This is a genomic window from Seonamhaeicola sp. (genome assembly GCF_028281565.1).
Lineage (GTDB): Bacteria > Bacteroidota > Bacteroidia > Flavobacteriales > Flavobacteriaceae > Seonamhaeicola.
In genome coordinates, this window is record NZ_JANQJQ010000004.1 from 60,856 (window position 1) to 82,802 (window position 21,947).

The following is a 21,947-nucleotide window of genomic DNA, read 5'->3' on the forward strand; positions in this document are numbered from 1 at the left end:
AACTAAAAACCACTAAACTAGAAAACATGAAACGACTCAATCAGACTTCATTTTTATGGACTTTCGCCCTGGTAATACTATTTAATATTCTAACAGCTAAGGCGCAAGTCAAGATTTACGAAGGCACTGAAGTTATTCCAACCTACAAAAAAGGTGAAGATCAAAAGAGTCCGGTGTTTTATACGGGAAGAAGTGTTCAAGGAGCTCAAGGGCATGTTTATCCTTATCCCTCCCAAACGGACTTAGGCCGAGAACTCGTGGATATCACTTATAATATGGTATATCTTGAAAATGAGTATTTAATTGTAAAAGTGCTTCCTGCCTTTGGTGGCAGATTATTCTCGGCTATTGATAAAACCAATGGCCATGAACTGTTCCATACCAATAGTGTAATTAAGCCCGATTTGATCGGCACACTTGGAGCCTGGGTTTCAGGAGGCATAGAATGGTGCTTCCCGCATCACCACAGAACCACCACCATGTTACCAAGCGATTACAGGCTTGTAAAAAATGATGATGGCAGCGCTACCATTTGGATTGGTGAAACCGAAAAAACCATTCGGGCCAGAGGTGTTGTTGGAATGACTCTACGTCCAGGGAAATCTTATATTGAAGTTGATTATAGATTGAACAATACCGATACGAAAACACAAACCTTTCTTTTTTGGGCTAATGTTGCCATCACCGCTAACGATGATTTCAGAACCTTTTGGCCGCCGAGCCAGGAAATTGGTGTTTTTCATAATAATCGAAGTTTTATTAAGTGGCCTATTTCTAATGAAACGGAGAGCTATGGAAGAACCAGTTATAAAGAAGGTGTAGATCTGACCTGGTGGAAAAATCACCCCAATCCCGTATCATTCTTTATGTGGGACATTAAAGAAGGTTTTATCGGCGGCTATGATTATGGTGTCAATGCCGGTACGGTTCATGTTGGAGACCCTCATAAAAACAATGCCTCTAAATTGTGGCAGTTTGGTCCCGGGCTTCAAGGTCAAAATGCCAGACGAAAATTAACCGATGACGGCAAAGCTTATGTAGAATTGATGACCGGAACCTTTTCTAACAACCAACCGGATTATAGTTGGTTTTTACCGCATTCCGTAAAAGATGCTAAAAACTACTGGTACCCCATCAGAGATTTAGAAGTAGTTAAAAATTCGACGGTTGAGGCTTCTGTTACATTACAAATGCGAAATCCTAAAACGGTTTTCTACGGATTCAATACCACCCGGAATTATGAAAATGCCAAATATGTCTTAAAATATGATTCGGAAACAATTGCCGAAAACACGATTCAAATAAACCCCGCTAAACCATTTACCACTACCTACAAATCAAAAAAGCCATTGGACGAGTATAAATTGTTTGTTCAATTAACAGATAATAAGGGTAATGAACTTGTATCATACAAACCATACAAACCCCTTAAGCCAGAATTACCTGAAACACAGAAAAGCGTTCCAAAACCAGTGGAAATAGAAACGGTAGAGGATTTATACCTTGCAGGTAGATTTGTAGAGCAATTCAATCGTCCGGGAAAGAATCCTGATGATTATTACCTGGCGGCTCTTGAAAAATCTCCAACTGATTATCGCACTAATATTGCTTTGGGTATTAGAAGAGTTAATCAAACCAGATATGAAGAAGCCTTAAAATATTTGCAAATAGCCTCTGACAAACTCAATATCAAGTATTATCAGCCTAAAGAAGGAGAAATTTATTATTATAAAGGTCTCGCATACCGAGCTTTAGGCAAGATAGAGGAAGCTTACAAAAATTTTGCGAGAGCAACCTGGTATTATCAATGGTTTGCTGCCGGTAATTATCAGTTAGCACAAATTGAAAGTACCCATGGCAATTACCAAAAAGCCTTAGAATACATTCAAGACGCGTATTCAACAAATACCCGGGATGGAAGAATTAATGTGCTTTACAGTGCCCTCCTCAGAAAAACCGGGAACCCGGATAAAGCACTTCAAATTATTGACGATTTAATTGCTTATGACCCACTAAACTTTTCAGCCTTATATGAAAAGGGCCTAGTTGAAGGCAATGCCTCTTTAAACCATTGGCATAAAAACATGCAGGACTTAAGCAACAACTATATAGAGGTGGCATCTAATTATATGAATGCCGGTTTATATGAAGACGGTATTAAATTATTGTCATCTATTGACAAACCAAGCAGCCCTTTGGTGTATTATTATATGGCTTGGTTTTACAGCCAGACCCAAAATTCAACTAAACTAAACTATTGCTTACAAAGCACCAAAGGGCTTTCATTAGATTACTGTTTTCCATATCGCAATGAGACGGAAACGGTTTTAAAACACGCTATAAAGAATGACCCAAACAGTGCCACTGCTTATTATCTGCTGGGAAATTTACTTTACGACAACCGAAAAGAAGAAGCCATTGAAGCATGGGAAATGGCAGGTAAATTAGACGGTAGTATGGCAATGGTTTGGAGAAATCTGGCTTTTAGTTCCTATTACCATCATAAAGATATGGAACAAGCTATAGACTATATAAGCAAAGCCATTTCATTGGATAATTCCAGTCCGCTTTGGTTCGCTGAATTATCAAAATACTATGATGTTTCCAAAAGTGATCATAAAAAATGTTTAGCCATTTTGGAAAACAATATAGAGACTGTTAAAAAAGACGTTCAGGCACCTAAAACGCTTGTTGCATTGTATAACATTGATGGGGATTACGATAAGGCTTTAGACTTTTTAAAAACGCATCGCTTTAGAACCTGGGAAGGTGGTAGAGAAACCTATTGGAGTTATGTTGACGCTAATATTTTAAAGGCTTTGCAATTGGCTGAAACTAAAAATTACAAAGAAGCGATCGCACATTTAGATGCAGCCATGCTATACCCTGAGAATTTGGAAGTAGGAAAACCAACGCATGATGAAAAAAATGCCATGATCCACTATTTCAAAGGTAATGTTTACAGCCAAATGAAGCATTCAAAAAAAGCCAGGGAGAGTTATCTAAAAAGTACAACATCGGTAAATACCTGGCGTATGTATGACCTGTTATACTTCCAGGCCGAATCTTATAAAAAACTCGGAAAAACAGAAAAAGCCAACGCTATTTTTAGTGATTTAATTGAAAAAGCAAAAGCCTATAGAGAAAATGGTTTGAGCAATACTTTAATTGCTGTTGAAGAAGCTTCTGCCACCAATAATAAAGCTATTTCAAGATCTTACTATCTTGAAGGTTTAGGCAACAAAGGCTTAGGTAATATAACCGAAGCCGATAAATTATTTCAATTAGCCTTAAATGAATATCAAAACAATTTGTGGGCTAAAGTAATGAGTGAACATTAGTTTGTTATTATTATATTTTTAGTTAGTTAAAAAAAGCAGCTGTAATGGCTGCTTTTTTAGTCTATTTTTAAGCTTCCACCTCATATTATAACCATTAATTAGTTGTATTTCTTAAAATAGAAATTGCACCACCTTGTTCCATCCATTGTTCGCTAATTAAAGTTTTTCTTTCTCCTGAAAAAATACTTAAGTTACTTCCTAAAAGAATATCCATATCACCATCGGCATCAATATCCCTGGCCCTAACTAACATGAAACAATTATTTAATGTCTTTAAAGGAGAAAAGGCCTTAAACTGCCATGGCTGTTCCTGGCTACTTACATTTTCAAAGTAAAGAAAAACTTCATTGTCTTTGTTTTCAAGTGAGGCATAGTAGCCTATAGAAGCGATATCTATATCACCGTCACCATCGTAATCCGCACAAGCGGTACCATAAGCTCCTTCCTGTTTATGAAACCAAACTTGCTCAAAACTATGGTTCCCTTTATTTTCAAAGATCCTTATGCCGTGGTATGGCTTTAAGGCACTAATAAAATCATCACTGTCGCCACTGGAACAGATGATATCATCGTCTCCATCCCCATCAAAATCCATTAACTCAAAATGGGTCGTACCATAATAAGGCGGCAATGAAATTAATTGTTGTTTTTCGAATTTAAGACCGCCTTTATTTAAAAACAGATAAACACTTTCATCTTCCTGCGAAATCAGTACATAAAAATCTTTAAGTCCATCTTTATTTACATCTTTTAAAACAAAATTGATCGCCCCTGATTTAGCATGTATTGTGGTCTTATCAATTTTTCCTTTATTAGTATAAATGTTAATCCCTCCCAAATATTTACCAAATTCGGAAATCATAATATCCATGGCGCCGTCTTTATCTAAATCGTCAACAATAAAATCTACCGGCCTTTCCAAATTATTAATAAAAGTATTCGGTTTGTCTATGAGCACCGACAAACTTCCTGTAGGTTCATCTATATTAAACATGCGTCCCATACTTAACAAAAGTTCTGTGGCACCACTATGCTTTACCTGAACTAGCGGAGATTTTATGCTGTAGCTTTCTAATTCATTGCCAGAAGCATCCATTTTGGAATAAAAGGAAGCCCCATCTTCTTTATTATAACCGACCAAAAATTGGTCTTCCCTAAAATTTAGAAAGGTGAGTCCATCACCGGAAGCTTTCCACGGAAAAACTTCATGCTCAAACAAACCCAATTCGGGAATAAACATTGGTTTTTCGGAATCAGGTAAATTTTCAGGTGAATTGTTGTCGTAATATTGAACAATGGCTTCCCATTCTTTATTGGAAACTAAACTTTCTGAAGGAAATAAGCCGGAGGCTGTTAAACGTTCTTTAGCTACTTTATTCTTAAAATCATCCAGAGTCTTTCCTTCAGGCACTTGCCCTAAATGAAGCCCCATTATGGGCAGTACTTCTTGCCAATAACGCTTGGGCATTACCTGTGGCTCAGGAAATTCGTGACAACGCGCACAATGCATTTGTGCTAATGCTTCTCCATCTATAATATTTGTGCTATCAATTTCAGTACTTTTTAAGGCCTTCTTATCAGATTTACAATTGAAACAGAGCAATATAATCAAAACGAATACCTTGCCAGTTTTCATATTTTTAGTTGTCTGTTTCAAATTTGTAATGGCCATAAAGGATAAAAGCACTTATTTTAAATTTAGCTCTAAAATAAGTGCTTTTTATTAACAAACAGCTTTGTTTATACTAATTGAAAAACTTTTTCAAGTTCAATCCATTTTTCACCATCCTTAGCCCAGGGCAGTTCTTGCTGATAGTTCCACATTAAATTTTCCCACTCCTGAACCTTTGGGTTATTGGCATCCATTTCGGCTTTCTTCACGGGATCAAACGTCTCATCTACTCCCATGATCATGAACATGCGGTTTCCGGTTAAGTAGATTTGCATATCTACTATACCGGCATCCTTAATGCTTTTGGTGATCTCAGGCCATGCATTACCGGCTGCATGGTATTCCTTATATTCTGCTATTAATTTTGGGTTATCCTTTAAATCACAGGAATAACAATATCTTTTTGTACTCATTAACTTTGCCTTTTTAAATTTCTTTTGTTACTACTGAATCCATAAAATGCCACAACGGCCAAGCATATTAATGGTAAAATGAATGAAAAATTCACTTCCGGAATAAACCCTAATACCTTCACATCAGAGAAACCATCACCTCCCCAATCTAAAATAGCGCCCTGGGCAACCGGCATTAAAGCACCTCCTACAATGGCCATCACCAATCCGGCAGAACCAATTTTAGCCTCATCACCCATGTCTTTCAGAGCAATTCCGTAAATAGTGGGGAACATGATAGACATGAAAACGGAAATTCCAACCAATGAAAGCAATCCAGCTAACCCCGGTAAAAGGATGGCTCCTGCACTCATTATAACGCCTCCTATTCCAAACAACATCAATAATCTTGATGGATTTACCTTTTTCATTAAAGCAGTACCAATCCAACGACCTGTTAAGAACGAAATCATAGCAGCGATATTAAAATAGGTAGCCGTATATTCTGTTCCGGTTGTGTCATTTAAATTATCGACATATTGGAAAATATAGGTCCAACACATAATCTGAGCACCCACATAAAATGCCTGACTTACAACTCCTTGCAAATAATTTCCGTTAGCAAATAGTTTCTTGAACGATACAGATAATGACATCTTATCCTCCTCGGCTGTTTTGGGCATTTTAGTAGCAATAATAATGGCCATAATTACAAGAACTAACACCCCTAAAGCGATGTATGGTACACTAATAATTCCTAAATCATTTTCACGAATGGCCGCGAGCTCTGCTGAGGATAAAGCGTTGTAAGCCTCTTCAGTATAATCATCGGAACGCAAGGCACCTATCACAAAAACCTGTGCTATTACCATCCCTGTTAAAGAACCAATAGGGTTAAATGCTTGCGCTAAATTTAAACGTTGCGTCGCCGTTTCCTTATCACCCATTATTAAGATAAGTGGGTTAGATGTGGTTTCTAAAAATGCCAATCCACAGGTAATGACCCAAAGTGAAATCAAGAAGTAATTAAACTGTTCATTGGCGGCTGCCGGATAGAATAAAAATGCACCTACAGCATAGAAACATAATCCTAAGATAATTCCCGATTTGTAACTGTACTTTCTAATGAAAAGTGCCGCCGGTAACGCCATAAAAAAGTATCCAAAATAGAATGCAAATTGTACTAATGATGCTTGCACGTTTGATAATTCCGGCATGACTTTTTTGAATGCTGACACCATTGGATTTGTTAAGTCATTCGCAATGCCCCATAAGGCAAATAATGACGTAATAATTATAAAAGGAAATAACAATTCCTTTCTAACAACCGGTATACTTTTTAGTTTATCCATAATCTTATTTTATTGGTATTTAGTTAGGACTGCAAAATAAAAAAGCCAAAAGGCTTTTCTTGGCTTCTTTGTCTTTTATTATGCAACAAATGTTTATTCTGTTAATAAAGATCGGTCTAAATGAACATAACCACCATCTACGGTAATAAACTGCCCGGTAGTATGCGATGATTTCTCTGAAATAGCAAATAAACATTGGTCTGCGATTTCCTGTGGTGTGGTCATTCTATTTTCCAAAGGAATCTTTTTAACAATAGATTTTAGTTTTTCTTCACCATTCTCCAGGGTTTTTATCCAGCTATCGTAAGCAGGCGTCCAGCTTTCTGCAATAATGATGGCATTTGAACGAATCCCTTCTTTAATTAAATCAACGGCCCACTCCCTGGTTAATCCTAACACACCGCCTTTAGAAGCAGCATAACCGGAAGTTCCTCCTTGACCGGTTAATGCTACTTTAGAACCTATATTTAAAATATTTCCTTTTACTTTTTTGATCATAGGCAAGCAGTACTTGGTCATCGCAAAAAAGCTTACCATGTTCAATTTTAAGGAGTACATAAAATCGTCAATGGAAGCATCCAATCCGGCACCATCATTAACCCCTACATTATTGATCAAGGCATCTACTCTACCGTACTTGTCCTCAATAACTTTGGCAGCAGCTTCAATCTGTTTATAATCAGATAAATCGGTTTTTATAAAAATAGTATCCACGCCTTTCTTTTGAAGCGCTTCGGCATAACCATACCCTCTATCATTTCTATCTACAATCACAGGAATGGCTCCTTCATTGGCTACAGTCTGAACGATAGTCTCTCCAATACTGCCTTTAATTCCAGCTGCGCCTGTTACCACAACAACTTTGTCTTTTAATCCTAAATCCATATTTATAAATTATAAAATTTCACAGCGTTAAGCCCCATGATCCTGGCTTGTTCATCAGGACTTAATCCCGCTATAAAATCAGTAGTTAATTGTTTTACTTTACTATAATTCCCTGCTACCAAACACACCGGCCAATCGGATCCGAACATAATCCTATCGGTTCCAAAAGCTTCTAGAACCACATCCATATAAGGACGGATTTGTTCTGGAGTCCATGTATTAAAATCAGCCTCGGTAATCATGCCAGACAGTTTACAGTATACATTTTCCTGTTTGGCTATTTCTTTCATTAGCAAGGCCCATCCATCTATAAATCCATCCTTTATATAAGGCTTGGCTATATGATCAATCACAAATTTTTGATTTCCAAAACGTCTCACCAATTCTAAAACGGCTCCTAACTGATGGGGGAAAACCAAAATATCGTAGGTAAAATTGTATCTGTGCAAAGCGAAAATCCCTTTTGTAAAATCTGGCCTTAGCACAAAATTGTGATCAGGCTCTCCCTGAACCACATGCCTAAACCCTTTTACACTTTTGAAATGCGTATATCTTTCAAGGTCTTCCTCAACAGCATAACTCCTTAAATCTACCCAGCCGACGACACCTTTTATAAAGTCATAGTCTTCGGAAAGTTGAATTAAAAAGTTGGTTTCCTCCAGTGTTTGATCCGCTTGCACGGCAACACAACCATCAACGTTATTGTCTTGATAGACCTGTTTTAAATCTTCTGGCGAAAAATCGCGACGGATCACCTTCATAGAGTCGTCAATCCATTCGTGTTTTTTAGGCTCGTAATTCCAGAAATGCTGATGCGAATCTATGATCATGCCTTACTTTGTAAAATTTTGTAATGTTGCCTGCATACCGTTGTTAACTATACTTTCCAAGTTATTAGTTACGGCATCCAATACTCCTTCGTATTTAGTTAAATCCTCACCCCAGAAATTGGTGTTCTCAAGCGTCGCTTTTGCTGCGGCTGAAATATCGCCGGTGGCCCAGTGTGTTTTAAAGAAATCCAGGGCTGATTGATCATCTTTTAAAGGAATAGCCTCACCGTTTCTATCGCCTTTATAAAAGGCTATCAATGCCGCCAAAGAGAATAATAAGCGCTGTGGCAAGTCCCCTTTTCTTTTAATGTATTCTAAAACGGAAGGCAAGACCCTTGTTTTGTATTTAGAAGTGGAATTCAACGAAATACTAATTAAAGCATGCTCTAAATAAGGGTTTCTAAATCTGTCTATAACATCGTTGGCGAATTGGTTTAACTCGGCTTCCGGTAAATCCAGGGTTGGACAAATCTCTTCAAAAATGGTATCTCTTAGGAATCCTCCAACCACATCATCTTCCAAAGATTCACGTACTCTGTCAATGCCGTATAAGTAACCAACCGGCACCAATGAGGTATGTGCCCCGTTAAGGATTCTAACCTTACGCGTTCTGTAAGGCTCCATATTATCAGTAAATACAATATTCAATCCGCAAGCTTCTGCCGGAATTTCTTCCTTCACAGCTTCCGGGCCTTCGATTACCCATAAATGGAACTGCTCACCCTCCACCACTAAATTATCTTTATAACCTAATTCTGCGGTGATGGCATCCATTTTATCACGTGGATATCCCGGTACAATTCTATCTACCAAGGTATTACAGAAGATGTTGTCATCCTCGATCCATTCTTTAAAATCGGTTCCTAAATTCCAATCATCTGCATATTGTAAAATGATTCTTTTCAGGTTATCACCGTTTCTATCTATTAGTTCACAAGGAATGATGATTAGACCTTTATCTGAAGTACCTCCAAACGTTTCGAAACGCTTATGTAAAAGGGCCGTTAATTTTCCCGGAAAACTCGATTGTGGTGCATCATCCAATTTATCATCGGCATTATATGCAATTCCTGCTTCAGTTGTATTCGAAATCACGAAACGTAAATCCGGATTTTCTCCAATGGCCAAATAATCCGATGGATTTTCGTAAGGATTGATTCCCCTTTGAATACAATCGATTATTTGATGCTCGCTGATAGCTTCGCCGTTTTTTATCCCGTTTAGATAAAGCGTGTACAAACCATCCTGATCGTTTAACATTTTGATTAATCCTTGATCAATAGGTTGTACCACTGTGACACCAGCATCAAAACCTGCCTGTTTGTTCATTTCATGAATCATCCAATTGGCAAATGCCCTTAAAAAGTTACCTTCTCCAAACTGAACTATTCTCTCAGTATACGTGTTTACGCATGCTGTATTTCTGTTTAATGAATCCATTCTTTTTTTCTTTTCCTGCAAGGTCTCCGGACCTTGCAGGTATTGTTTAACTTATTTTTTAAGACTTACAAGGTTTCAAAAACCTTGCAAGTCGATTTGCTTTTTTGTTTGTTGTTTTTTAAACCTACAAGGTTTTAGAAACCTTGCAGGTTCATGTTGATTTATTTCTTTAATTAAAGTGAAACGCCTCTTTTCCAGGGAATAAAATCATTATTACCGTGAAGCACCGCTTTTGAAGGCACTTCTCCACTGGCCACTTTTATAATATGATCTAATATCTTTTCGCCCATAGATTCTATGGTATCCTCTCCGGTAATAACCGTTCCGGCATTGATATCAATAATATCATTCATACGTTCGTATAAATTGGTGTTACTGGACATCTTTAAAACTGGCGCTACAGGATTCCCCGTTGGTGTTCCAAGGCCTGTTGTAAATACAACCACATTGCATCCTGAACCTACCAAACCGGTAGTAGACTCCACGTCATTACCAGGGGTACATAATAAATTTAAACCGGGATCGGTAACCTGCTCTGTATAATCCAACACCTTAACCACTGGCGACGTACCCCCTTTTTTAGCGGCTCCTGCCGATTTCATAGCATCGGTAATTAAACCATCTTTAATATTTCCCGGAGACGGATTGTTTTCAAAGCCTGAACCAACAGCTACAGCAGCAGCGGAATAGGCGCGCATTAATCCTGAGAATTTTTTAGCATCTTCTTCCGTTTCACAGCGATTGATCAACTCCTGTTCAACCCCATTTAATTCAGGAAACTCTGCTAACACTGGTGAACCTCCAAGTCTAACCAATAAGTCGGAAGCATACCCCAAAGCAGGATTTGCTGAAATTCCGGAAAAACCATCGGAACCACCACACTCCAAGCCAAGTACCAACTTACTTAATGGAGCTGGTTTACGTCCAAGCTTATTGGCTTCTGCCAATCCGATAAACGTATGTTTAACAGCTTCTTCAATAAGTTGTCTTTCACTGGCACTTTTTTGTTGCTCCAGGTAATATACCGGCTTGGTGTTTTCCGGATCTATAGCTGAAATAGCCTCCTGTAACATACTGATTTGTGCATTCTGACAACCTAAACTAAAAATGGTTGCCCCGGCCACATTCGGATTGGATATATACCCGGCCAACAGATTACACAATACAATAGCATCTTCCCTGGTACCACCACAGCCTCCATCGTGTTTTAAAAACTTAATACCATCCACATTCGGGAAGACCCTGTTTTTGGTCATTTCCTCTTTAGTGGTAATAATGGGGGTATTCAATATAACTTCGTTTGAAGCTCCTGATTTGTATTGTTCAATAAGCGCATCGGTATTAACCGCAAAATCCTTTTTGGTCTCATAACCTAACTTTTCGGAAAGGGCACCTTCCAGAACATCTACATTTCTGTTTTCACAAAAGGTCAAAGGGATCACCAACCAGTAATTGGCGGTTCCAACCTTACCATCTTTTCTATGGTACCCATTAAAGGTTCTTCCTTCAAAATTTGAAACGTCCGGGGCAGACCAATGATACACTTCCTTGGTATCCTGGAATTCTGCCGATGCATGCTTAACATTATCAATGGTAATGGCACAACCTTCCTGGATGGGGTCGGTAGCCTTACCAATTAGCACCCCATACATATAAATTTGGTCTCCTACATTGAAATCGTTTAAAGCAAACTTGTGCTTTTGCTTGATATCTTCTTTTAACACCACTTCTTTTCCTGCAACCACTGTTTTTAACCCTTTTTCCAAAGGGGTAATAGCAACAATAATGTTGTCTTTCGGGTCTATTTGAACGTAACTCGCTGACATGTTTCTCTTAATTAAAGTTTACAGTTGCTTTCATAACGCCTGTTTCCGGTTTTAACCAGCTATCAAAATGTTCTATCATTTCTGTAAATGGCACATTGTGCGTAATGAAAGACGCTGTCGGGAATTGATTTAAAACACTGATTACATGCTCAAAATCTTCCGTAGTGGCGTTTCTGCTGCACATTAAAGTCATTTCTTTGGCGTGTACCTTTGGGTGCGTATAGGTCAATTCCCCCTTTGATAAACCAACCAAAATAAAACGTCCGCCATGAGACATATAATCCGGACAAGACTCTAAAGCATATTTATTTCCTGAAGCATCAAATACGGCAGTACATAAATCACCATTGGTGATTTCGGACACTTCATTTACAGCATTTTCTCCAGCTTTCACAATGTAGTCCACACCAATTTTTTCTTTAGCATATTGTAAGCGCTGCTCGTTCATATCAATGGCAATCACTTTGGCTCCTGCTATCTGAGCCAATTTCATGATACCAATACCAATGGGTCCACAGCCTACAACCGCAACAGTTTCTCCAGGCTTGATATCAGCTCTTCTAATAGAATGCGCTCCAATGGCCAATGGCTCCACAATAGCCATTTCATCATCACTTAAATTGTTTGCAGGCAATAAAATATCTGCAGGAACCGAAATTTGTTCTTGCATGCCGCCATCACCATGCACTCCTAATACTGTAATATTGGTACAACAGTTGGTTTTTCCATTTCTACAGGCAATACACTTACCACAGCTAACGTAAGGCATCACGACCACCTTATCTCCGGCTTTAATCCCTCTGTCATTTTCGTCAATCTCTAAAACTACAGAAGCCAATTCATGACCTAAAATTCTAGGATAGGTAAAAAATGCCTGATTTCCTGCATAGGCATGTAAATCCGTTCCGCAAATCCCCACTTTATTAATTTGCAATAAGGCTTCGCCTTCTTTTCTTACCGGTGCTTCTTTTTCTTTCAAAAGAAATTCTCCCGGTTTTTCACAAACTATGTACTTCATTTTTATATTTATGTAAAATTTTATTATCTGTTCCAACGATTGAACAATATGTCTTAAAAAATAACCAAACACACGAAAACCCTTGTCCTATCTAAGTTTTTAAATAAAAAACAGAACGCAATAGTATTTTGATTTTTGGTTAAAAGTCACTACTTTTGTTCAATCGATTGAACAAAAGTATAAAAATATTTTAAAATCAAGAAAAAAACAACCATAAAAGATATTGCCGAGGCATTGGGCTTAACACCTTCTGGTGTTTCAAAAGCCATGAATGACCATCCCAGGATTAGTGATAAGACTAAGGAGGATGTTAAAAAAATGGCTAAAAAAATGAACTATCAGCCCAATCATCTTGCCAGTGCCCTGCGCAAAGGCAAGAGTAATTTGATTGGTGTCATCATTCCAAGGAATAATAGTAATTTCTTTTCTTCTGTGGTTGAAAATATTGAAGGGGTTTTAAATGAAAAAGGCTATAACGTCATCATTGCCCAATCCAATGAATCCCATGAAAAAGAATGTGATTGTATTGATGCCCTGCTAAGTGCCCAGGTAGATGGGATCATAGCTTCCATGGCCAATGAAACCACCAATTTAAAGTACTATCAAAAAATAAAAGAGAAAGGAACACCTTTAGTGCTTTTTGACAGAGGGGAAAACGATTTGAATGTAGACTATATCTGTATTGATGATTATAACAGTAGTCATAAAGTAGTGGAGCATTTGGTAGATCAGGGTTGTAAACGCATAGCCCATATAGCAGGTTCCAGCCATATTAGAATTTACAAGGAACGTGAAATTGGTTACAGGGATGCTTTGGAAAAATATAATCTCCCCATAGAAGACGAACTTATTGTTGAATGTAATTTGAGACTTGCTGATGGCAGACGTATCATGCGGCAACTTCTGGAACTGGATGAAAGACCCGATGCCGTTTATGCCTCAGGCGATTATGCAGCCTTAGGAGCACTGCAGGTACTTCAGGAAAGCAATATTAAAGTTCCTGAAGAGATAGCTTTAATTGGTTTTAGTAACGAACCTTTTACCTCTTTTGTTTCGCCATCTATTTCAACGGTAAACCAGCACAGTGAAGCCATGGGAAAGTTGGCGGCTGAAACTTTTTTAAACCGAATTGAAAACCCCTCAGAAAAAGTTTCTTTAAATAAGATTACCCTTAATACCGAGTTGATTATCAGGGAATCCTCAAATAAGACTACTTAACTAACTCCATTTTTAAGGGAGTCCTTAGCTTTTTAGCAAAAGCACTTAGGTACTGCTCCCAGGCATATTGGTTCTTAAATTGGTTGCTTTTGCTCCAGGTAAATCCTGAATAATAAATCACCTTGCCGTTTAGCACTTTTAAGTGCATAAAACCGTTACTAAGGTCTTTCTCTTCTGTTTCGTACTTCTCGCTACCCAGGTAATATTCCGGTGAAGCAACAATAGCTGTTCCCAACTCAGCCTCGGCATGTGGTTGCCAGTAGTTTAACCAGGTTTCATTTTTGTGTGAGGTCACCACACCGTCTTTTTCATGAAGTGTTAATCCCGCCGAAATGGTATCAACACCTTCAAGAGTTACTTCGAACTTTGAAAGGTTGCTGCCGTAATCCAAACTAATGACCCTGGATTCTTTAATCAGGTTGCCTTCCGGCCCCCAAAGGTCATATTCAACCCAAAAACTCGTTCTTATGGGCCCTGTAGTAATAGCTTTATGTTTGGTAAAATTTTTAGAAATATAATAGGTACTGTCCTTTTTGTAAGCCAGACCACCCACACCTCTACTTCTGCCTACGTGGAAATTATCCAGTCCTTCACCATCGTCTTCATGATAGGTCCCGGTTTTTTCAGTATACTTCTTATACCACTTATTGATAATTGAATATTCCACTTTTTTCAACCAGGCATCCACACCACTGGATAAAGTGCCTTCTTTAAGTTTGTTTTCAAACCTGTACTGGGCATCCGGACCAAAAATTCTAAATGCTACCCTATTATTTTCCCACGCATAATCATCAGTTCGCTCCGGAACAAATCTTGAATAACATACAACGTCAGCACTATCACTTTCAGTAGTATTTACAATTTCAAATGTTTTAGTGGCATTGGCCTTGATGGCAGGCTGAAATAACAAAACATCATGAACTCCATCTCCGTCGTTATCCACTAATTGCGACGTCAAAACCTCGTTTGTTTCTAAATCTTTGATACCCAAACCTTCAAGACTTTCAACACTCAAAAAAGATCTTGAAAGTTCTACGGTTTCATAAGTTCTTTCCAAATCCAGTGCATTTGTCACCTGAAATTTCAAACCTTCATTTTTCTCATTACAAGAAAAGAACACACATAAAAATGATACTGTAAAAGCTAACCTCAGAACTTTCATATCTTTTCGTTTTATATAATTAGCATTATTTCCACTTAACTGTTTACCCCAATAGCATAACAAAGTACAATCCTTCTAAGACACCCTCCTCAATCCTCCCTCAAGGGAGGAATCCTTACCAGCAAAACTGTCCCCTTAAGGGGACCATAGGGGTGTTTTTAATCCAATTCGAAAGAACCAATATCTCCTAAAACAATTATCTTAAATCCGGAATGTTTGCCACATCCATATCTGAGTAATCCAGGTTCTCTCCTGCCATGCCCCAAATAAATGTATAGTTGCTGGTTCCGGAGCCCGAGTGGATAGACCATGGTGGCGATATAACAGCCTGTTCATTTTGCATCCAGATATGTCTGGTTTCATCAGTTTGCCCCATAAAATGGCAAACGGCCTGACCCTCCGGAACATCTATATAGAAATACACTTCCATACGTCTGTCATGCACATGCGCCGGCATCGTATTCCAAACACTTCCTGTTTTTAAAGATGTCATTCCCATTTGTAACTGACAAACATCAACCACACTGTTTACAATATATTTTCTTAGGGTACGGGCATTCGCGGTTTCAGGAGCACCAAGTTCTACAACTTCAACGTCATCAACACCAATTTTCTTTGTTGGAAACGCTTTGTGTGCCGGTGTTGAATTCAAATAAAATTTAGCAGGTGCCGTAGCATCTTCGCTGGAAAAAACCACTTCTTTATTACCTTGTCCGATATATAGGGCTTCTTTATTATCAAGCTCGTAAACCGTGTCATCAACTGTGACCGCTCCTTTGCCTCCTATATTAATAATTCCTATTTCTCTTCTTTCCAGAAAGTACTCAGATTTTAATTCATCCACCGTATCCAGGGTGACATTATTAACAGGCACAACCCCTGCAACCATGAATCTATCGTAATGTGAATACACCCATTTTATTTCATCAATTGTCATGACTTCGGCTACTAAAAACTCATCTCTAAGTTCCTGAGTATCCATTCTTTTTACCTCTCTCGGAGAAGCTGCGTAACGCACTTCGCTATTTTTAATCATATCGATATTTAAATTTTAATGACTGTAAAAGTAGTAAATAATTTTAAAAATACAATCGATTGTATTTTTAAATATTTCCCTATCTTTGGTAAGATTCTATGAATTGAAGTTTGTAAATTCACATTTTCAAACAAACAACTAAACTAAAACTAAAATGAATAGGAAAAACATGAATGGTTTAAGTCTGATTCTCGTCGGCCTTATTCTGTTTTTAACGACAGCTTGCACAGAAAGCTCCAGGGAAACTCCAAGAGTTATTGAAGACTTTAATTATGACTGGAAATTTAATTTAGGTGAACTGGAAAATGCTCAAAAAAATGAGTTCGACGACTCTGGCTGGGAAACTTTAAGACTCCCTCACGACTGGAGTATTGAAAACGGTTATACACAGGAAGCATCTGCTGCCAGTACCGGTTTTGTTCAGGGCGGTATAGGTTGGTACAGAAAGTCATTCAACCTAAGCGAAGCAGATAAAGGAAAGGTGATCTCTGTAGTTTTTGACGGTGTTTATAACAATTCCAGCGTATGGATCAATGGCCATTTCTTAGGGACACGCCCTTACGGCTATAGTACATTTTCATATAACTTAACCGACCATTTAAACTACGATACACCAAATATCATTGCTGTTAAAGTAGACAGAAAGGCTTATGCCGATTCCAGGTGGTACACGGGTTCCGGCATCTATAGAAAAGTGCAGCTTGTAAAAACAAATCCGTTACATGTTGCGCAATGGGGCGTTCAAATCACAACTCCAGAGGTATCAGAAAGCCGGGCCACGGTGCATATAAAAACCATATTGGAAAACGCCGGTGAAACATCCGATGACAATTTAAAGTTACAATTATCGATAGTTGACAAAACTAATGCTCTTGTCGCTCAAAAATTAATTAATGTTTCAGGTATAAATGAGGAGACTTCCGCAGATATTCTAATTGAAAACCCACAGTTATGGCATTTAGATTCGCCTAATTTATACACACTTAAAGTCAATGTATTACAAAACGAAAACATCATTGATCACGTTTCTGAAGTATTTGGCATTCGTTCCTTTGAGTTTGATGCCAACAAAGGGTTCTTTCTAAATGAAAAGAATGTAAAAATCAAAGGTGTCAATCTGCATCATGATGCCGGTACGGTAGGTGCCGCGGTTCCAAAAGCCATTTGGGAATACCGTTTGGATCAATTAAAATCAATAGGTGTCAATGCCATCAGAATGGCCCATAATCCGCATGCGGTAGAACTTATGGAAGTTTGTGATGAAAAAGGCATTTTAGTCATGGCCGAGGCTTTTGACGAGTGGTTCAACCCTAAAGGTAAGAGCAAAGCTTACTTAGGTGATAATGCGGCTAAAGGTGAAATAGCCAGGTCTTATCCTGAATCCTTTAACGAATGGGCGGAACGTGATCTCAAAGATTTGATTCGTCGTGATTTCAATCATCCCTCGGTAATTATGTGGAGTATTGGAAATGAAATTGAATGGACCTTCCCGCATTATTCCCAAACATTCGCTGAAGTAAATAAAGAATCCAGTGAACAAGGTTATGAACTGGTTCCTGATTACAACCCTGAGAAAATTGCAAGAATCCTAAAAGACTTCCATGAAGGCGAAGAACCTTTAGCTAAAATGGCCGCACAATTGGTGAGATGGACTAAAGAAGTTGATACCACCAGAGCTGTTACTTGTGGAAGCGTCTTGCCTTCAGTTGGGCTGGTAACTGGCTATGGCAAAGTGGTGGATGTTTTTGGCTTCAACTACAGAGCCACAGAGTATGATGTTGCTCACAAAGCGTATCCTGATTTAAAAATATTAGGCTCCGAAAATTGGGGTGCTTATAGTGAATGGAAAGCTGTTAAAGACCGTGATTTCATTCCCGGGATATTTGTCTGGACTGGATTTGCCTATTTAGGAGAAGCCGGCCCCTGGCCTCGTAAAGGCTTAAATATTTCGTTTTTTGATTTTGTCGGTTTTAAAACGCCCCGAGGACATTTCTACGAATGTCTTTGGAAAGAAACTCCTAAAATATACATGGTAACAACACCGGCCGATGCCTCTGAATTTTCTTTTACAGAAAGAGAAGGCTGGAAATTTGATATGCAGTACACTGCTCCACCGGTATGGAAAATGCTACGCAAATGGGAATGGTATAACGTGTATCCTAAATGGAAGTACAATGACAATGACCCTATTGTGGTTCAAACCTATACTAACTGTGAAGAAGCCGAATTATTCTTAAATGGTTCATCTTTAGGCAAACAAAAACTATCGGATTTTAGTGAAGCGGATAATATTATAAAATGGTTAGTACCCTATAAAGCCGGTGAACTAAAAGTCATTGGTTATAATAAAGGCGAAAAGGTAGATGAATATACCCTTAACACCACCGAAAATAAAGTAGCTAAAATAGAGTTAGAATCTAATAAAGATACTTTATCTGCTGATGATTACGATGCCCTTGTAGTTACGGCTAAACTATTTGACGAAAACGGCAATTTATTAACCGATTTAGATAAAGACATCACGTTTAACCTTTCCGATAATTGTAAAAACTTAGGTGTTGATAATGGTTGGGAATACAATGTACAACCTCATAAGACCAATACCGTTACAAGTCACAACGGGAAAGCAATAGTTATTGTTCAATCTACTAAAGAAGCTGGAACTATTGAAGTTTCAGCATCCAGTAGTGGTGTTAGTTCTGAGGCTTTAAAAATTGAAGTAAAATAATATGCGGTATTTCAAACTTTGGTGCTTTCTTTTAACTATGGGTTTTGTTGCTCAATCATATGCACAAGACACAATAATAACATCATGGAAAGATTTTGAACGTCATGACCTTAAGTTTGAAAATAGGGAAACAAGAGTAGTAATTCCAAAGAAAGCTCTTGAAGGAACCCCCTGGGTCTGGAGAGCCAGATTCCCGGAATATCATGCTGGAATTGATAGTGCTTTAGTAGCACAAGGATTTCATGTGGTTTATATAAATACAGATCATATGTTCGGCAGTCCGGAAGCGGTTCAAGTAAGAAATAGATTTTACGATTTTATTGTTTCGAAATACAAGTTTCAAAAAAAAGTGGCTCTTCACGGACATAGCAGAGGCGGTTTGTTTACCTATAACTGGGCCAAGAAAAACCCTAAAAAAGTAGCCTGTATTTATGTGGATGCCCCGGTTTGCGATTTTAAAAGTTGGCCTGCCGGTTTTGGAAAAAGCGATGGGAGTAAAAAAGATTGGGAACAATTAAAAAAAGCTTATGGTTTTAATTCTAACGAAGAAGCCAAAGCGTATACGGATAACCCTATTAATAATTTAGAATTGTTAGTTAAGGCTAAAGTCCCTATTTTGCATACCATCGGATTAAATGATGACGTCGTTCCCCCTGCTGAGAATTCTATTTTGTTGGTGAATAATTATATTCGTTTAGGAGGTATGGCAACCGTATATCCATGTATTGAAGGCATTCAAAAATCAAAAGGGCATCATTACGCCATCGATAATCCTCAAATCGTTATAGATTTTATAAAAAAATATTCCATTTCAAATTCAAATTAATGAGCATCAAGAAGACCGAACAGATTACCATTCATGATATTGCAAGAGCTTTGAACATAGATAGTTCCACAGTGTCCAGGGCACTTAATGATAGTCCGCGCGTGTCTTCTAAAACCAAACAACGTATCCTTGAAAAAGCTACGGAACTTGGGTATCAACGCAACAGTTTAGCATCAAATTTACGTACCAACAAAACCAATACCATAGGCGTTATTGTTCCCAGAATTTCGCGTAATTTCTTTTCCAGTGTTATTTCCGGTATTGAAGATACTGCCCAGGAAGCCGGTTATAATGTTATCATTTGCCAGTCTTTTGAAAGCCTGGAAAGAGAAAAAAAGATCATGGAGACCTTAATGGCCAATAGGGTGGATGGTATTTTGATTTCCATTTCTATGCACACTGTCAATTATGATCACCTAAAGCCGTATTTAAATCTTGGCGGTTCTATCGTATTCTATGACAGACCCTGCCATTTTGAGAACTGTTCAAGCATCAGTATTAACGATTATAAAGCGAGCTTTCAGGCTACGGAGCATTTAATACAGAACGGCTGTAAAAACATTGTTCATTTCTCCGGCCCGCAACTCATTGACTTATATAAAAACAGAAAACAGGGGTATGTGGATGCCTTAAAAAAGTACGGACTTGAATTTAACGAAGCTTACTGTTTAGAATCAAAACTTTCGGAAGAAGACGGTGTTATTTTCGCCAAAAAAATTCTGGAAATGGGACATATTGACGGTATCTATTCTTCTAATGATACCGCTGCCATTAGTGCCGTACAGTACCTGAAAAGTCAGGGTGTAAATATCCCAAAAGATATTGCCGTAGTTGGATTTAACAATGACCCTATCTCTTCAGTTATTGAACCCGGATTGACCACTATAAACCAACCTGATTTTGAAATGGGTAAAATGGCATCAACTTTACTCATCAATCACATTGAAAACAAAAAGACCAAACCGGAATCGAAGGTTTTAGATATAGAACTCGTTATCAGGAATTCTTCTAAACACAACTAAACTCTTACCAGATGAAAATCACTAATGCCCTTTTATTTTGTCTTGCTATACTCTGCTTTTCCTGTAAAGGGGAGAAAAAAGCAACACAAAATAATGAAACACCGCTTTTAAAGGCTGAAAAGCAATTAGCCCTCTTATTGCAGGATGCAGAAAAAGCAAATAGAATTCCCAGAACCTTAGATGAGGAAGGCAATATACACTGGACCAATCCAAAATTTGATTGGACCGAAGGTTTTTTCCCCGGAAGCTGCTGGTATTTATATGAAGCAACCCAAGATGACCAATGGAAATTGGCTGCCGAAAAATTTCAGGCTTTTTATGAAGCCCACAAATACAAAACCTCTAACCATGACCTGGGGTTTATCTTTAATTGTTCTTATGGAAACGGCTATAGGCTTACCAAAAATGAAGCTTTTAAAGATATCATGACCACTGCTGCCGATTCTTTACTGACCAGGTTTAATCCGAATGTGGGCTGTATTAAAAGCTGGGATGTTGACAGTGGTTGGCAAGCTGAACGCGGATGGAAATTCCCGGTAATTGTAGATAATATGATGAATTTGGAACTCCTTTTTAAGGTAAGTGAATTTACGAGTGATCCTAAATATAAAGAAGCCGCTATTACTCATGCCAATACTACTATAAAAAACCATTTTAGAGATGATAATAGTTCCGTTCACGTTGTTGATTATGATCCTGATACCGGAGCGGTAAGAGGGAAATATACGGCACAAGGATATGCTAATGAAAGTTCCTGGGCTCGTGGACAAGCCTGGGGGCTATATGGTTTCACAGTTTGTTACAGGTTTACAAAAGATAAAACTTATTTAGAGCAAGCTGAGAAAATCGCCGCATATATTTTAAATTTTGAAGGGACTCCCAAAGACGGTATTCCTTATTGGGATTATCATGCTCCCAATATCCCCAACGAACCCAGGGATGTATCGGCTGCAACTATCACTGTATCGGCTTTATTAGAATTAAACACCTATTCTGATCGAGATTACATGCCTGCCATTGATAACATAATGACCTCACTGGCCTCAGATGATTATACTGCTAAAATTGGTGAAAACAAACACTTTGTTTTAAAACACAGTGTGGGAAGTATTCCACACGGAAATGAAATTGACGTGCCTCTTAATTATGCCGATTACTATTATTTGGAGGCATTAAACAGATATAAAAACTTAAAATAA

Annotated in this window: 16 protein-coding genes; 6 read left to right on the plus strand and 10 right to left on the minus strand. The window is 38.1% G+C overall.

Annotation, left to right across the window (positions count from 1 at the left end):
* Positions 1 to 26: 26 nt before the first annotated feature.
* A complete protein-coding gene (locus Q0983_RS00715) occupies positions 27 to 3,341 on the plus strand; it encodes a DUF5107 domain-containing protein (protein WP_299547211.1) in 3,315 nt (1,104 codons plus the stop codon).
* Positions 3,342 to 3,435: 94 nt separating this feature from the next.
* On the opposite strand, the gene Q0983_RS00720 is transcribed toward Q0983_RS00715, so the two are convergent.
* The 8 genes from Q0983_RS00720 to Q0983_RS00755 all read right to left on the minus strand — a co-directional run bounded on the left by Q0983_RS00720 (position 3,436) and on the right by Q0983_RS00755 (position 12,756).
* Positions 3,436 to 4,977, minus strand: coding sequence for a VCBS repeat-containing protein (locus Q0983_RS00720; protein WP_299547214.1), 1,542 nt, complete (start codon positions 4,975 to 4,977; stop codon positions 3,436 to 3,438).
* A 104-nt stretch (positions 4,978 to 5,081) separates the two neighbouring features.
* The gene (locus tag Q0983_RS00725; protein ID WP_299547216.1) at positions 5,082 to 5,426 is read right to left on the minus strand and encodes an L-rhamnose mutarotase; all 345 of its coding nucleotides are present in this window, start codon (positions 5,424 to 5,426) and stop codon (positions 5,082 to 5,084) included.
* Positions 5,426 to 6,757 (minus strand): L-fucose:H+ symporter permease, encoded by a 1,332-nt coding sequence (gene fucP, locus Q0983_RS00730; RefSeq protein WP_299547218.1) that lies wholly within the window; start codon positions 6,755 to 6,757, stop codon positions 5,426 to 5,428. Before fucP ends, Q0983_RS00725 begins: the two co-directional genes overlap by 1 nt.
* Positions 6,758 to 6,850: 93 nt before the next feature.
* Positions 6,851 to 7,642, minus strand: a complete 792-nt coding sequence (locus Q0983_RS00735) for an SDR family oxidoreductase (protein WP_299547221.1) — start codon at positions 7,640 to 7,642, stop codon at positions 6,851 to 6,853.
* 2 nt (positions 7,643 to 7,644) lie between these two features.
* Complete coding sequence (locus tag Q0983_RS00740; RefSeq protein ID WP_299547224.1) at positions 7,645 to 8,472, minus strand: amidohydrolase family protein; 828 nt, start codon at positions 8,470 to 8,472, stop codon at positions 7,645 to 7,647.
* 3 nt (positions 8,473 to 8,475) lie between these two features.
* Complete coding sequence (locus tag Q0983_RS00745) at positions 8,476 to 9,912, minus strand: tagaturonate reductase (protein ID WP_299547229.1); 1,437 nt, start codon at positions 9,910 to 9,912, stop codon at positions 8,476 to 8,478.
* A gap of 173 nt (positions 9,913 to 10,085) precedes the next feature.
* Positions 10,086 to 11,738 carry an altronate dehydratase family protein gene (locus Q0983_RS00750; RefSeq protein ID WP_299547233.1) on the minus strand — a complete coding sequence of 551 codons (1,653 nt, stop codon included), beginning with the start codon at positions 11,736 to 11,738 and terminating at the stop codon, positions 10,086 to 10,088.
* Between the two features lie 7 nt (positions 11,739 to 11,745).
* Positions 11,746 to 12,756: a zinc-binding alcohol dehydrogenase family protein gene (locus tag Q0983_RS00755; protein WP_299547238.1), complete on the minus strand. Its 1,011-nt coding sequence runs from the start codon at positions 12,754 to 12,756 to the stop codon at positions 11,746 to 11,748.
* Between the two features lie 234 nt (positions 12,757 to 12,990).
* Here Q0983_RS00755 and Q0983_RS00760 point away from each other — a divergent pair, with 234 nt between their 5' ends.
* Positions 12,991 to 13,974: a LacI family DNA-binding transcriptional regulator gene (locus Q0983_RS00760; RefSeq protein ID WP_299547242.1), complete on the plus strand. Its 984-nt coding sequence runs from the start codon at positions 12,991 to 12,993 to the stop codon at positions 13,972 to 13,974.
* Here the strand turns inward: Q0983_RS00760 and Q0983_RS00765 are convergent.
* On the minus strand, positions 13,967 to 15,136 hold the full coding sequence (locus Q0983_RS00765) for a DUF4861 family protein (RefSeq protein ID WP_299547245.1): 1,170 nt from the start codon (positions 15,134 to 15,136) through the stop codon (positions 13,967 to 13,969). The genes Q0983_RS00760 and Q0983_RS00765 overlap by 8 nt on opposite strands.
* 196 nt (positions 15,137 to 15,332) lie before the next feature.
* Entirely contained in the window at positions 15,333 to 16,172 is an 840-nt protein-coding gene (gene kduI / locus Q0983_RS00770) for a 5-dehydro-4-deoxy-D-glucuronate isomerase (protein WP_299547248.1), read from the minus strand.
* Positions 16,173 to 16,326: 154 nt separating this feature from the next.
* Here kduI and Q0983_RS00775 point away from each other — a divergent pair, with 154 nt between their 5' ends.
* The 4 genes from Q0983_RS00775 to Q0983_RS00790 are packed head-to-tail and all read left to right on the plus strand — an operon-like array spanning position 16,327 to position 21,947.
* Positions 16,327 to 18,900 carry a glycoside hydrolase family 2 TIM barrel-domain containing protein gene (locus tag Q0983_RS00775; RefSeq protein WP_299547251.1) on the plus strand — a complete coding sequence of 858 codons (2,574 nt, stop codon included), beginning with the start codon at positions 16,327 to 16,329 and terminating at the stop codon, positions 18,898 to 18,900.
* Positions 18,901 to 18,937: 37 nt separating this feature from the next.
* Positions 18,938 to 19,726: a prolyl oligopeptidase family serine peptidase gene (locus Q0983_RS00780; RefSeq protein WP_299547255.1), complete on the plus strand. Its 789-nt coding sequence runs from the start codon at positions 18,938 to 18,940 to the stop codon at positions 19,724 to 19,726.
* Complete coding sequence (locus tag Q0983_RS00785; protein ID WP_299547259.1) at positions 19,726 to 20,748, plus strand: LacI family DNA-binding transcriptional regulator; 1,023 nt, start codon at positions 19,726 to 19,728, stop codon at positions 20,746 to 20,748. The genes Q0983_RS00780 and Q0983_RS00785 overlap by 1 nt, the downstream gene beginning before the upstream one ends.
* Positions 20,749 to 20,759: 11 nt before the next feature.
* Positions 20,760 to 21,947, plus strand: coding sequence for a glycoside hydrolase family 88 protein (locus Q0983_RS00790; protein WP_299547263.1), 1,188 nt, complete (start codon positions 20,760 to 20,762; stop codon positions 21,945 to 21,947).

Bases quoted from the DNA above. Each gene is read 5' to 3' on its own strand.
- Q0983_RS00715 (WP_299547211.1), top strand. From the start codon at position 27: ATGAAACGACTCAATCAGACTTCATTTTTATGGACTTTCGCCCTGGTA.
- Q0983_RS00720 (WP_299547214.1), bottom strand. From the start codon at position 4,977: ATGAAAACTGGCAAGGTATTCGTTTTGATTATATTGCTCTGTTTCAAT.
- Q0983_RS00725 (WP_299547216.1), bottom strand. From the start codon at position 5,426: ATGAGTACAAAAAGATATTGTTATTCCTGTGATTTAAAGGATAACCCA.
- fucP (WP_299547218.1), bottom strand. From the start codon at position 6,757: ATGGATAAACTAAAAAGTATACCGGTTGTTAGAAAGGAATTGTTATTT.
- Q0983_RS00735 (WP_299547221.1), bottom strand. From the start codon at position 7,642: ATGGATTTAGGATTAAAAGACAAAGTTGTTGTGGTAACAGGCGCAGCT.
- Q0983_RS00740 (WP_299547224.1), bottom strand. From the start codon at position 8,472: ATGATCATAGATTCGCATCAGCATTTCTGGAATTACGAGCCTAAAAAA.
- Q0983_RS00745 (WP_299547229.1), bottom strand. From the start codon at position 9,912: ATGGATTCATTAAACAGAAATACAGCATGCGTAAACACGTATACTGAG.
- Q0983_RS00750 (WP_299547233.1), bottom strand. From the start codon at position 11,738: ATGTCAGCGAGTTACGTTCAAATAGACCCGAAAGACAACATTATTGTT.
- Q0983_RS00755 (WP_299547238.1), bottom strand. From the start codon at position 12,756: ATGAAGTACATAGTTTGTGAAAAACCGGGAGAATTTCTTTTGAAAGAA.
- Q0983_RS00765 (WP_299547245.1), bottom strand. From the start codon at position 15,136: ATGAAAGTTCTGAGGTTAGCTTTTACAGTATCATTTTTATGTGTGTTC.
- kduI (WP_299547248.1), bottom strand. From the start codon at position 16,172: ATGATTAAAAATAGCGAAGTGCGTTACGCAGCTTCTCCGAGAGAGGTA.
- Q0983_RS00775 (WP_299547251.1), top strand. From the start codon at position 16,327: ATGAATAGGAAAAACATGAATGGTTTAAGTCTGATTCTCGTCGGCCTT.
- Q0983_RS00780 (WP_299547255.1), top strand. From the start codon at position 18,938: ATGGGTTTTGTTGCTCAATCATATGCACAAGACACAATAATAACATCA.
- Q0983_RS00785 (WP_299547259.1), top strand. From the start codon at position 19,726: ATGAGCATCAAGAAGACCGAACAGATTACCATTCATGATATTGCAAGA.
- Q0983_RS00790 (WP_299547263.1), top strand. From the start codon at position 20,760: ATGAAAATCACTAATGCCCTTTTATTTTGTCTTGCTATACTCTGCTTT.